General features: G+C 63.4%; 10 protein-coding genes. 4 read left to right on the top strand and 6 right to left on the bottom strand.

Going from position 1 to position 13,076, the window contains the following annotated elements:
• Positions 1–484: 484 nt before the first annotated feature.
• On the top strand, positions 485–1,765 hold the full coding sequence (locus JG739_RS12600; RefSeq protein WP_202366736.1) for a polysaccharide pyruvyl transferase family protein: 1,281 nt from the start codon (positions 485–487) through the stop codon (positions 1,763–1,765).
• Positions 1,766–2,413: 648 nt separating this feature from the next.
• On the opposite strand, the gene ftsH is transcribed toward JG739_RS12600, so the two are convergent.
• Positions 2,414–4,327 (bottom strand): ATP-dependent zinc metalloprotease FtsH, encoded by a 1,914-nt coding sequence (gene ftsH, locus JG739_RS12605; protein WP_202366737.1) that lies wholly within the window; start codon positions 4,325–4,327, stop codon positions 2,414–2,416.
• A 498-nt stretch (positions 4,328–4,825) separates the two neighbouring features.
• Here ftsH and JG739_RS12610 point away from each other — a divergent pair, with 498 nt between their 5' ends.
• Positions 4,826–5,077, top strand: a complete 252-nt coding sequence (locus tag JG739_RS12610; protein WP_244749944.1) for a winged helix-turn-helix transcriptional regulator — start codon at positions 4,826–4,828, stop codon at positions 5,075–5,077.
• A 60-nt stretch (positions 5,078–5,137) separates the two neighbouring features.
• On the opposite strand, the gene JG739_RS12615 is transcribed toward JG739_RS12610, so the two are convergent.
• Genes JG739_RS12615 through JG739_RS12630 form a run of 4 tightly spaced genes read right to left on the bottom strand, consistent with a single transcriptional unit; the run spans position 5,138 to position 9,508 of the window.
• Entirely contained in the window at positions 5,138–5,962 is an 825-nt protein-coding gene (locus tag JG739_RS12615; protein WP_202366739.1) for an ABC transporter permease, read from the bottom strand.
• A 2-nt stretch (positions 5,963–5,964) separates the two neighbouring features.
• Positions 5,965–7,245, bottom strand: coding sequence for an ABC transporter permease (locus tag JG739_RS12620; RefSeq protein ID WP_202366740.1), 1,281 nt, complete (start codon positions 7,243–7,245; stop codon positions 5,965–5,967).
• Between the two features lie 5 nt (positions 7,246–7,250).
• A complete protein-coding gene (locus tag JG739_RS12625) occupies positions 7,251–8,300 on the bottom strand; it encodes an ABC transporter substrate-binding protein (RefSeq protein ID WP_202366741.1) in 1,050 nt (349 codons plus the stop codon).
• 5 nt (positions 8,301–8,305) lie between these two features.
• A complete protein-coding gene (locus JG739_RS12630) occupies positions 8,306–9,508 on the bottom strand; it encodes an ABC transporter ATP-binding protein (protein WP_244749853.1) in 1,203 nt (400 codons plus the stop codon).
• 314 nt (positions 9,509–9,822) lie between these two features.
• On the opposite strand from JG739_RS12630, the gene JG739_RS12635 reads away from it, so the two are divergent.
• Both JG739_RS12635 and JG739_RS12640 read left to right on the top strand, forming a co-directional pair.
• Positions 9,823–11,211, top strand: a complete 1,389-nt coding sequence (locus JG739_RS12635) for an aminotransferase-like domain-containing protein (RefSeq protein WP_202366742.1) — start codon at positions 9,823–9,825, stop codon at positions 11,209–11,211.
• Between the two features lie 65 nt (positions 11,212–11,276).
• Positions 11,277–12,527: an NAD(P)/FAD-dependent oxidoreductase gene (locus tag JG739_RS12640; protein WP_202367443.1), complete on the top strand. Its 1,251-nt coding sequence runs from the start codon at positions 11,277–11,279 to the stop codon at positions 12,525–12,527.
• Between the two features lie 110 nt (positions 12,528–12,637).
• Here the strand turns inward: JG739_RS12640 and JG739_RS36190 are convergent, their stop codons facing one another.
• Positions 12,638–13,030, bottom strand: coding sequence for a hypothetical protein (locus tag JG739_RS36190; protein WP_202366743.1), 393 nt, complete (start codon positions 13,028–13,030; stop codon positions 12,638–12,640).
• Positions 13,031–13,076 lie beyond the last annotated feature (46 nt).

Here is a 13,076-nt window from a genome sequence, read left to right on the forward strand (position 1 = left end):
TTCTCCGCGGATCCACGATCACCTTCGTTCGTAGTCGGGGTGTTCGGCTGATGCTGTTCAGTCGACGTGTTCAATCTGCGGACCTGGGTCAACCGGCTGAGCCGGCGTGCAACCTTGCCCCTAGCCTGCCAGCGCGCCTACCTGACGGCGATGAAAAGCATCGGGCAGATGGCTGGGGTGGGCCATCAGCCTGCCTCACCAGATGCCACACTCGCCGCCTGGCCTGCCTTGGCCTCGCCTTCCCGGCAATCATTCTGCTGGAGGCCGATGGAAAAACGAACAATGCCCGAGCTACAGCTCTGGGGTAAGCAGACTCGCCGCTTCTGGCCTCGAATATTCAAGAGCGGACCTTCAGGTCGGCGCAAGCATCATCGTGATCTGATCCAAGCAGACGTGTCAGTAAACTCCGGCGTCGCGCAAATGGGCTCAATTGCCTCAGACGTTGTGCTAAGCTTCGGTCCCCCACTCGGATCTGGGGGAAAGGATGCGCTTTAATCATCGCCCAATCCAGATACTCGTGGAGCCGAGCGACTATGTGCTGCGTAATATCGGCGACATGGCAATGCTCTATGCTGCCACGGAGCGGCTTACGCGGCTGTGCGACAATTCGACGATCAACGTTCTGACTGACGATCCGGACGCGCTTCGCCGCTTCTGTCCCTTTGCCACCCCCCTGTCGGCCGAAGGACGCGCCCTATGGCTCAAGCCTGATTTCAGGCCGGCCAAGTTGAAGCGGTTCGTGCCCAAGCACTGGCCTGATCGCATTCGCCGACACGCGCCGAGGCTCGTTTCTCTGTTCTGGCGCCTTAAGTTAAGGCACATGCCGGATGCGCGCGCGGCACTTCTTCGCTTCACCGATGCTGTCGACAGGGCAGACCTTGTGCTTGTAAGTGGAATGGGCGGAATCACGGACGCTTTCCCAGAATATGCCCTGTCGGTACTCGAAACTCTGAATCTCGCGCTTGCAAGGAAAGGACGGCCGGTGGTCATGGTCGGCCAGGGGATGGGCCCGCTTGCCAATGCCGAGCTGAGAGCGCGTGCATCGGCCATATTGCCAAGGCTTCACTTGATCGCGCTTCGCGAAACGCGAGCCGGACTTCCTCTGCTCGCGGAGCTGGGTGTTTCCAAGGACAGGATCTGCGCAACCGGCGATGACGCCATCGAAATGGCGCATGAGATGCGAGTGGATGAGCTTGGCACCGGCATTGGCGTCAATCTGCGTCTTTCCTCCTATTCAGGAGTATCAGCGGATATTCTCGAAGGGCTGCGACATGTCTTAGACGCCACATCGGATTCGCTCGAGGCACCCTTGATCGGCGTTCCAGTCTCATGGGTGCCTCGCGAAGCGGACATCGACTCAATTCGTGGACTGATGCCCACCGATGAGACCGAGCTGAACCGGGCACTCGCGATCCGCACACCGATCGACCTCATTCGGCAAATCCAGCGCTGTCGGGTCGTAGTCACTGGCAGCTACCACGCCGGCGTTTTCGCGTTGGCCAACGGTATCCCGACGATCGGGCTAGCCAGATCCGACTACTATGTCGACAAGTTCCTTGGCCTCGCCGATATGTTCGGCACGGGCTGCGAGATGGTGGCACTCGATCATCCGAACTCTGCCGAGAAGCTTCGATCGGCGCTCCGGCGCCTGTGGGAAGAGGCGCCCGCTATTCGCCCGGCGATATTGGCCAGGGCCGAAGCTCAAATCGCTGCCGGCCATACCGCTTACCGTCGCATTCGCGACGCGATCGGGGACCAAGGCTGAATCAGGGGCGGCCATGCTGGAATACAACAGTTGGTCGACAAGACTTAAAGCGCTCAGATGCAAGCTGTTCGGAAAGACCGACTTTGGGCGGTGGACCGATGCATCGGAATTCGAGGACTGGGAGGAAAGGACGAAAATCATTGCCCGGGTTAGTGCCACCTGGGGCGAGGGTGATCGAGTTTGGCGTGGGAATGGGCAAGCTTCAACGTCATCTCGACCCAAGCTGCCAATACACCCCGTCCCCTCGGCAGCGCCGTGGGGCGTGCGAACCAGCGCCGCGGTTCGTGAAGACTGTCGAGCAGGCCGCCGGGGGGATTGCCTCGACGGCCTTGACCCCGATCCCGTCGAAGGCCTTCAACTCGGAGGCGCGAGGGCCCTCTCCGAGCCGCGCCCTGTAGAGCGGCTTGATGCCGAGCGGGTCGCGCGCCCGCGATGATCCGCTCGGGCAGCAGGATCAGGCTGAACAGCACGAAGGACATACCCATTTTCGTGACTTGCGCGACGAATGACAGAGCGATCGTTACGGTCGAGACCGACCTTCGGCCGGACAATCACCACGAACGATGACGATTATGACCGAGCGTAGCTCTGATGTGGGCGCTGCGGCTTTCGCAATCGATCCTGACCACGTTGGGACGAGAAAGGTCATCACTCGGCCGGGCGCGAAAAACTTGTCGCCGCGGCCTTGCCCCGTCGTATCGGTCGCTTCCCCGATTGCGGTTCGGATGCCTCCGCGTGATCCGGTGCCGATACGTTTCCGACGAGCGATGCGAGCTCGGTCTCGCTGAGCGTCTCGATCTCGAGCAGGTTGCGCGCCGTCTTTTCCAGCAGGTCCCGCCGCTCGGTGAGGAGCCCGACGGTTCGCGAAAAAGCTGTGTCGACGATGCTACGAACTTCCGCGTCGATAGCCTCGGCGGTGGCCTCGCCGTAATCGTGCTCGCGCGGACCGCCGGCGAGCGGGTTGGGGCTGAGGAATGAGCGCTGGTCCTTTTCCAGCGCCACGTGGCCGAGCTTTTCCGACATACCATAGCGCGTCACCATGGCGCGGGCTATATCGGTGACTTTGGCCAGGTCGTCGGCGGCCCCCGTCGACAGATGTCCGAACACGATCTGCTCGGCCGCCCTGCCGCCGAGCAGCACCGCCATCTTGTTCTCCAGTTCCTCTCGCGTCATCAGGAATCGGTCCTCGGTCGGCCGCTGGATCGTGTAGCCCAACGCGCCGACGCCGCGCGGGATGATCGACACTTTGTGCACGGGGTCCACTCCCGGCAGCGCCATGGCTACCAACGCATGGCCCATTTCGTGAAAGGCGACGACCTCGCGTTCCCTCGGGTTCAACAGCCGGTTGCGCTTCTCGAGCCCGGCCACGATGCGCTCGACCGCATTGTTGAAATCGTCCATCGTGACGACATCGGCCCTCCGGCGCGTGGCGAGCAGGGTTGCCTCATTGACCAAATTGGCTAGGTCGGCGCCGGTAAAACCCGGCGTCAGCGCGGCAACTTTTTCGGCATCGACATCCGCCGCCAGCTTAGCCTTCTTCATGTGGACCTGGAGTATCTGGACGCGACCTTGCTTGTCCGGGCGATCGACCAGCACCTGCCGATCGAAACGGCCGGCGCGAAGCAATGCCGGGTCAAGGATTTCCGGGCGGTTCGTCGCGGCGAGCAGCACGACGCCGATCTTCGGATCGAAACCATCGAGCTCGACCAGGAGTTGATTGAGCGTCTGCTCCTTTTCGTCGTGTCCGCCCATCATCGGGCCCGCACCGCGGGCGCGGCCCAGCGCGTCGAGCTCGTCGATGAAGATGATCGCCGGGGCCTTGGCGCGTGCCTGCTCGAACAGGTCGCGCACACGGGCGGCGCCGACGCCGACGAACATCTCGACGAATTCTGAGCCCGAGATCGAGAAGAACGGGACTTTTGCCTCGCCTGCAACGGCTTTCGCCAGCAGTGTCTTGCCGGTGCCAGGCGGTCCGACCAACAGCACGCCCTTGGGCATGCGCCCGCCAAGACGGCCGTATTCCTGCGGGCTTTTCAGGAAATCCACGATCTCCTGCAACTCGGCCTTGGCCTCATCGACACCCGCCACGTCCTCGAACCTGACGCCGGTATTGGCCTCGACATAGACCCTGGCCTTGCTCCTGCCGATTTGCATCAAACCGCCCATGCCACCACCCATTCGTCTCATCAGCAGCATCCACAAGCCAAAGAAGACGAGGATCGGGACGATCCAGGAGAGCAGGTCGCTCAGGAAGGTGCTTTCGATCTGGCCAGTGACGGTGACGCCATGTTCCTGCAGCTGCCGCGCGAGGCCAGGCTCGACGCGCGTGGTAATGAACAGCGGCTTGCCATCCTGCGGCTCCTTGAAGCGGCCCTGGATGAAGCGATCGGAAACCTGCACGTCGGCGATCTTGCCGTCGCGCAACATGGTTTCAAACTGGCTGTAGGGAATCTGCGCGACGTGCTGCGTGGCGGTGTAGACATATTGAAAGATCATCAGCACCGCGAAGGCGGCGATCCAGTACCAGATATTGAACTGCGTCTTCCTGTTGCTCATGTCCATGGCGTGTCCTCCAGCGTCATATCGATGTAGGTCGCCGAACCGCCAAGGCGCCGTGGCCAGCCGGCGAAGCCGTTGTGACTCCCTCGCTCCAGCAATTGAATTTTGCCATTGGAGCCGCGACAATCGGCTTCGGAGCGTGCCTTGGAAGAACGTCGGGGAGCGCAAAGTGTTGCAAGGAGTGCTGCGCGGGAGCCTTGGGATTCGCCGTCGCCCGCGACCTTCTTGAACGGAGATCGATTGCCGAAGGAGATGTTGCCGGACTGACGATGCCGGCCTGCTGCAAGCCAGGCATCGCGCCTGGTGATCCGCCCTCAAGAGGCGGCTGCTTCGGGCACGCCCTCCAAGCAAAGCCATCCATGCTTTCTGTGAGGCCATTGGAGCATTGTCGGGGGTGGGAATTCCGGGTCCTCCAGGCAGCCGACCGATACCGACAGCGCATCTTTCAGCCCTTCTGCTCGCATGAAGACGACCGAGCCGCTCACGCAACAATTGCGGCAGATGGAAGCCGACGGGCTGATCAGCCGGTGCGCCTATGACGAGGTGCCGCCTCGCGTGGAATACTCGATCACGCCGCTCGGCTTTAGCTTGAACGATGCGGTGACAGTCATGTCGGCCAGGGCAAGCACCACGCGACATGGAAATCGCAGCGTAAGGCGGCCTGATGCAGGCAGACCTATAGCGGCTCTGGCCGACCGCCGCACGATTCCTAAAGCGCGTCGCGTTCGACCGGCCGCATGCGACGCGCTTTAGGTTGTTGTTTTCATGCATGCCGCTATCGCAAAACCGCTGCACACTTTTGCGCGACATGCATTAGTCGATGCGCGGTCGCTGCTTGCCACGGCGGGCCAGAACAGTGGCGACGACGAGCAGCACGATCGACAGTGCCATCATCAGCGTCGCGGCGGCGGTGATTGCCGGGCTCAGCTTCTCGCGCAGGCCGATGAACATTTCGAGCGGCATGGTGCGCTGATTGGCGCTGGCCAGGAACTGCGCCACGACGACCTCGTCGAACGAGGTGACGAACGCAAAGGCCGCCCCTGACAGCACCCCGGGCAGGATCAGCGGCAGCATCACCCTGAAGAATGAGGTGATGGGCCTTGCTCCGGAGATGGCGGCGGCGCGCATCAGATTGCGGTCCAAGCCGGTGAGGCTCGCCCCCACCGTGACGACGACGAACGGACTGGCGAGCGCGGTATGCGCAAGGATGATGCCGGCATAGGTGCTGGCGAGGCCGATGCGCGCATAGAACAGATACGAGCCGACGGCGGTGATCACCACCGGCACGATCAGCGGCGAAAGCAGCAGCGGCATGACGATGCGGCGGCCGGGAAATTTTTCGTCGGAAAGTGCGATCGCCGTCAATGTGCCGAGTATCGTCGCGATCAGCGTCGTCCCGAACGCAACGATCAGGCTGTTGCCGATGGCTGCCTGCCAGCGCTGGGTTCCGAGCACGACCTCGTACCACCGCGTCGAAATTCCCTCCAGCGGAAAGATGAAAAAGGCGCCGCTGTTGAACGACAAGGGAACGGGAACGAGGATCGGCACGAGGAGGAACAGGATCACCATGCCGCACCACAGCCAGAGCAGGGTGATGCGAATTCTTTCGCCTGTCGTCGGATAGGGAGACAGCAACATGGCTATACCAGCTTGAGACGGTCGAGGCCGAGGATGCGGGCGAAGATGCCGAACAGCGCCAGGGTGAAGACGAGCAGGATGAAGCTGAGCGCCGCCGCCATCTCCCAGTTCAGTTCGACATTGACATAGCTGGCGATGAAATTGCTGATCAGCTGGTCGCTTGCGCCGCCGATCAGCGCCGGCGTTATGTAGTAGCCGAGACAAAGGATGAAGGTGAGCAGGCAGCCGGCCATGACGCCCGGAAACACTTGTGGAAGGTAGACGCGGCGAAAGGCGGTGAACGGTTTTGCGCCGAGCGAGTAGGCAGCCTTCATCTGCGAGGGCTGGATGGTGCGCATGACGCTGTAGATCGGCAGCAGCGTGAACGGCAGCTGGATGTGGGTCATGGCGATGATCAGTCCGATGCGGCTGTACATCAGGTCGAGCCGATCGTTGGCGACCCCGAGCCACAGCAGCAAGTCGTTGACCAGGCCGAATTTCTGCAGGAGCACCGTCCAGGCCGCGGTTCGCACCAGGATCGACGTCCAGAACGGCAGCAGCACCGCAACGATGAGGATTGCGGCGAGGCCCTTGGGCACGGAGGCGATGAGATAGGCGAGGGGGAAGCCCAGTATCAGCGTTGCCAGCGTCACCGCTGCGGCGACCAAGAATGTGCGCATGAACACCTGCAGGAAGATCGCCTGTTCGGGTGGCACTCTTTCGATGCCGCCATCGGAATTCCAGCGCAGATCAAGCGCGCTCAGCAGATAGAACGACGTCACGCTATGGGTACCGCTCTCGATGACCGGCCATGTGCCTGGCGCCGACCAGAATGGCACGGCTTTCATCACCTCCAGCGGCGGCCTGTCGGCGGCCTCCAGTTGGCGCATCGTCTTGAGCACTTGGCTGCGTGCACCCGGCAGGCGGGCGTTGAGGCTCTTGGCGAGTTCGTAGGCGGTGCCCTTGGCCTGGTTGCTCCGGAGGTCGGCGGCAAGGGCCAGGAAGGCAGCGTCGTCGGGCAGTCCCGTGCCGTTCCAGCCGACCAATGCCTGGCTGGTCTGCGGCAGGGCGTCGGCAATCGTCGGATCATAGACGGCGCGCGACAGAAGCAGGACGATCGGGATGCCGAAGCTCAGCGCCAGGAGCAGAAGCAAAGGTGCCGCCAGCGCCAGCGACCGCAGCCGGTCGCCCAGATCGGCGCGGCGAAGCGCCGCCGCGACCGACTTTGCGGTGCCGGCATTGGCGGCCGACCAGTCGCGGGTTGCCCGCGGCCGGTCCAGTTTCGTGGGCTCAAACGCCGACATTTTCCCTACTGCGCGAGCCAGGCGTTGAAGCGCTTGACCAGATCCTCGCCATAGTCGCCCCAGAACTCGGTATCGGCGACCAGGTAAGCGGTCATGTGGTCAGGCGCGTTCGGCAATTTCGGCAGGGCGTCCGGCGCGACGAAGGAGGCCGCATCGATGCGCACCGGCCCGTAGGTGATGTAGCTGGCGAGCTTGGCGTTGATTTCCGGCTGGCTGATATAGGCAAGGTATTTGTAGGCCAGATCCGGGTTCTTGGCGCCCTTCGGAATGGCGATCATGTCATATTCGAGGATCTGGTTGTTCCAAACGATCTTGAACGGCGCCCCGTCCTTGTCGATGGCGTTCTGGATACGGCCGTTCCAGGCGGTGGTCATCACCACTTCCTTGGATGCGAGGAGCTGCGGCGGCTGTGCGCCGGCATCCCACCAGACGATGTCCTGCTTGATGGTGTCGAGCTTCTTGAAAGCGCGGTTGACGCCTTCGGGGGTCGCCAGCACCGCGTAGACATCGGCCGCAGCGACACCGTCGGCCATCAGTGCCCATTCGAGGTTCTGTGCTGGAAACTTGCGCATCGCGCGCTTGCCCGGAAACTTCGTCGTGTCGAAGATGTCGAGGACCGAGGTTGGCGCCTGCTTCAGCACGTTGGGGTCATAGGCAAGGACATCGCCATAGGCGTCGAGACCGACGCCGCAGTCGAGCGCCGAACCTTCGATGAACTTTTCACGCGGGGCGATCCTGGAATAGTCGAGCCGCTCGAGAATGCCGGCGTCGCAACCCTGCAGCACGGTCGCGGTCTCGACCGTCACCAGATCGATCGGCACGTTGCCGGTATCGACCATCGCCTTGACCTTGCCGAGATCGCCAAGATATTCCTGCTCGACGATCTTGATCCCGGTGTCCTTGCTGAACGGCTCGAACCATGCCTTGCGCTGGGCATCCTGCCAGGCGCCGCCGCTGGCCATGATCGAAAGTTCGTCGGCGAGGGCGGCATGTCCCATGGTGATGAATGCTGTGGCTGCCGCGAAAGCGAACAGCCTGGCGTTTGCGATTTTCATTGTTCTTATTCCCCTGTTTTCGAGATGGAACCGCCCGTTCCGGCATCGGCCGGAAAGGCACGGCAGTCGTTGGGCGCGCAGGAAACCGTGACCGGTTCCCCGTTGCCCAGGGTCGCTTCGGGGCCAACCTTGACGGTCAGCAGCTGGCCGCTTTCCAGCCTGGCCAGAAGACGCTGGTGGTCGCCGAGATAGATGCGGCCGTCGACCGTGGCGGCTAGCGCATTTGCTCCGTTCGAAGCGGGCGCAAGCTTCAACCGTTCCGGGCGGATGGCGACATGGCAGGCCGCGCCTTCGGCGACGCCGATGGCTAGCGCTGTGACCGCACCGCCGCCGTGCAGCGCGACGCGGCACTCCTTGCCGGAGACGCGATCGACCTTGCCTTCCAGCGTGTTGTTCTCGCCGATGAAGCTGGCGACGAACGAGCTCTGCGGCGTGTTGTAGAGATCGTCGGGCGGACCGAGCTGCGCAATCCCGCCATTGTTGAACACGGCAACGCGGTCCGACATGGTCAGCGCCTCGCTCTGGTCGTGCGTCACATAGACGATGGTGACGCCGAGCATGGTGTGCAGCTGCTTGATCTCGATCTGCATATGCTCGCGCAGCTTCTTGTCGAGCGCGCCGAGCGGCTCGTCCATCAGCACCAGGCTTGGCTCGAAGACCAGCGCGCGGGCGAGCGCGACACGCTGCTGCTGGCCGCCGGAAAGCTGTGCCGGCCGCCGGTCGCCGAACTGCCGCAGCCGCACCATGTCGAGCGCGCGTCCGACGCGGGATGCCACGTCGGCCTTGCTGATCTTGCGGACCGAGAGCGGGAAGGCGACGTTCTCCTCGACGCTCATGTGCGGAAACAGCGCGTAGTTCTGGAATACCATGCCGATGTTGCGTTCGTAGGGCGGCAGCCTGTCGACCGACCGGCCTTCAAGCGTGATGACGCCGCTGGTCGGCCGTTCGAAGCCGGCAAGCATGTTGAGCGTCGTCGTCTTGCCCGAACCTGAGGGGCCGAGAAGGGTGAAGAACTCGCCGCGCGCCACGCTGAGGTTCAGCCGTGTCACTGCGAAAGTGCGGCCGTCATAGGATTTCTCGACATCGACGAACTCGACAAATCCCCGGTCTTCGGCAAAGGGGTCGTCGGCTTTGGGGCGGCCGCTGGCATTGGCCCCCGGTGCCGGACCGGCGCTGTCGCGTGACAGGCCTGTCGCTTCGGCGATCACGGACGGAATTCCGTCGAGCGCCGGCAATGGCCGCATGTCGAAACGAGGTGGTGCTTGCCGTCCATGTGCCGGTCTCGCTTGACGCTGGCCGCACAAGGGCGGCAAAACCAAACTTGTATGCTCACACAATCAATCGCCAAAGAACCATAGATGCAGACAACTTTGCCCGTCAAGCGGCTTTCTTCGGTGTTGTGTGAGATTTTTCTGCCCGTATTTTGCAGTCGAGCACCGGACAAGCGCTATTGTCCGATGTATTGTCTTATGCTAGATGCGCTGGTAGCCAGAGCCTCAACACACCGAAACCGCCAATCCGCATGCTTCAGGACCTGCAACTCGCCTCGGAGGAAGGCCCGGTCTACCGGCGCCTTGCTGACGCAATTGCCGAACGGATTACAGCCGGCACGCTTGCGGTTGGAGACCGGCTGCCGCCGCAGCGCGAGATTGCCCGCGCGCTTGGCATCAACGTCACCACGGTAACGCGGGCGCTGTCGACGCTGCAGCAGCGCGGCCTGCTCGAAGCGCGGCCCGGACGCGGCACAACGGTTGCCGCCCGCAATGGCGGCGAAGGACCCGGTTTCGTGTCGGCGCCAAGCGACGACAGCGGCGTCATCGACCTTTCCGTCAACCGGCCTGCGACCTCGGCCTATCTCGACGCGCTGGCGCTGCTTTTGCCGCGCCTGGCCAAGGACCGGCACTACGCCACGCTTCAGGACTATCACCCGCCTGAGGGGCCGCTGTGGGCGAGGGCGGCGATCGCCGAGTGGATGCAGGCGGTCGCCGGCGACGGCGATCCCGGCCGGGTGGTGCTGGCGGCAGGCGCTCAGCATGGGCTGGATTGCGTGCTTGGCGCGATGACCAGGCAGGGCGAGGTCGTGCTCGCCGACGAAGTGACCTATCAGGGCATCAATGCGCTGTGCCGGGTGCATGGGCTCGATCTCAGAGGCATCGCCATGGACCGTGGCGGTATGCGGGCCGACGCGTTCGAGGCGGCCTGCGCGCAGCTGCGCCCGCGCGCGGTCTTCCTGGTACCGACCCTGCACAACCCGACCACCATTACGCTGGGCGAGGAGCGCCGGCACGAATTGGTGACTGTCGCCCGTCGCCACAACGTCCTCATCATCGAGGATGACGTCTACCGGCCGCTGGCGGACAATCCGCCGCCGTCACTTGCCAGCCTCGAGCCCGAATTGACGGTTCACATCGGCGCCTTGTCGAAATGCCTTGCGCCGGGACTGCGCCTCGGTTTTGTGATCGCGCCGCGCGCCATAGCCGGGCAGGTCGCCGCGGCTTTGCGCATAAACTGCTGGAGCATCAGCCCTATGACCGCGCTGATCGGCGCACGGCTGATAGAAGAGGGTTCGGCGGCGCGTATCATCGAAGCCCAGAAGCAGGAGCTTCGCCAGCGCCAGGCCATCCTCACCGAAATCCTCGGCCGCTACGATGTACAGAGCCACGCCACCTCGACGCATGCCTGGCTGCGCCTGCCGGAGCCGTGGCGCGGCGCGGGTTTCGCTCGCACCTGCCTCGAACGTGGCGTTGCCGTTCTTCCCGGCGATGCCTTCGCGGTCGGGCGCGAGCCGGTACAGCACGGGGTACGCATCAATGTCGGCGCCGCGCGCTCGCTCGACGATCTGCGCACGGCGCTGAACACCATGGCTGAACTGCTCGCGGCCGGGCATCTGCAACTGCCCGGCTTCGTCTAGACCACGATCTCGAAAAGTGGGGATCGGTTTTCGGAAAGATCATGGTCAAACAAGAAGATACGGTCATGGCAGCATCGGAAACCGTCGAAATCGCCATCGTTGGCGCCGGCATTGTCGGATTGGCCACGGCACTTCGGCTTGCGGCCGACGGGCGCGAGGTGCTGCTCATCGATCCCAACGAGCCTGGCTCCGGCGCCTCGTTCGGCAACGCCGGAACGCTGGCCGAGTATGCCTGCATGCCGGTCGGCAATCCGGCCCTGCTGCGCCAATTGCCAAGACTGCTCCTCGACCCCGCCAGTCCATTCGCCTTGCGCTGGCCGGCGTTTTTCCAGCTGGCGCCCTGGCTGGTCCGCTTCCTGCGGCAGTCGCTTCCGGCGGCCACCCGTGCCAATGCGCTGGCGCTGGCCGGGCTTCTGGCTGAGGCCCTGCCGGCCTGGGAGGAGATGGCGAAAGAGGCCGATATGGCCGACCTGCTGCGCCGCAACGGCTGTCTCTATTTGTATCGTCGCGAGAGCGATTTCGCCAAGGCTGCTGGGGGCAGGGCGCTGCGTGCCGGGTTCGGCGTGCATCAGGAGGTTCTGACTCCGGCAGAGGTGGCCGCGCTGGAGCCGAGCCTGCCCCCGATCGGGGCCCGTGGCCTGTACTTTCCGGATTCGATGAACGTCACCGATCCAAAGACGCTGATGCGGCGGCTGCTCGATGCCGCGACCGCCCGTGGCGTGTCGGTGGCGCAGGCTGCTGCAACCGGGCTGCAGGTCGAGGCGGACGGTGTCAGGCTCAGCGGTTGCGGCCTGCGGGTCAAGGCGAACACGGTGGTGATCGCCGCGGGTGCGCAGTCGCGGGCGTTGGCCCTGCAGGCCGGCGACAGCGTCCCGCTCGAGACCGAGCGCGGTTATCATCTCGAATTCCCGACCGAAGCGCCTTTGCTTAATCGTCCGGTCTGTCCTGTCGATCTCGGCTTCTACATGACGCCGGTGACCGGCCGGCTGCGTGTCGCCGGAACCGTCGAACTCGGCGGGCTTGCAGCGCCGGCAAATCCCCGCCGGCTGGCTTTGCTGGATCGCGGTGTCAGGCAGTTCTTCCCCTCACTCGGCCGGCCCTCATCCGAATGGCTCGGGTTCCGGCCGTCGCTGCCCGATTCCCGGCCCGTCATCGGTCGGTCACGTGGCAGCCGCAGGGTGATCCATGCCTTCGGTCATGGTCATCTCGGCCTCACTCTGGCGCCGATCACCGCCCGCCTGGTCGCCGACCTGATTGCCGGACGCGGCGATCCTGACCGCCTCGCGCCCTTTGCGGTGAACCGCTTCGGCGGATGAAGGCACGTCGGCTTCGCCGCGGCAGCACAGCGCGTGAGCATTGGATTCGGCACCATTCAAGCAAAAACCCGCCCCGGTCTCCGGAGCGGGTCTGTTGCCTGAGGCGGAACTCAACACATGTCCGCAGCCGCAAGGTCGCCTCGCGATGCTGAAGATCTGGTTAACTGGTCAATTTGATTCAAATCCAGCTGTGGATGTTCGCCTTTGGGTAAATCGAAATGGGCCATGCTTGTCGCGCGGCGGGCAAAAAAGGAGAATTCATGACCAGCGACTTTGCCGCCGCCCACCTCCATCTTGAACGAGCCTGCCATTATCTGCGCGGCGATGACGAGACGAGCAGCGCGGCTCGCGCCGCCCTGGACATACTGATCGATGCAATTGTCGCAGCCCAGTACAAGCGTCCGCCCGCGGACGTGGTGGAATTTCCCAGAACGGCAACACAGCGATAGTCGGCGAACGCCGAAGCGCGGCGCATCATCCGCAGGATTAATGCGCCGCTTCAAGTTCTTGTTTCTATACATGTTGTTGTCTTAAACCGCTGCGCGCCCT

Origin of the sequence: Mesorhizobium sp. L-2-11 (assembly GCF_016756595.1) — a bacterium.
Lineage (GTDB): Bacteria > Pseudomonadota > Alphaproteobacteria > Rhizobiales > Rhizobiaceae > Mesorhizobium.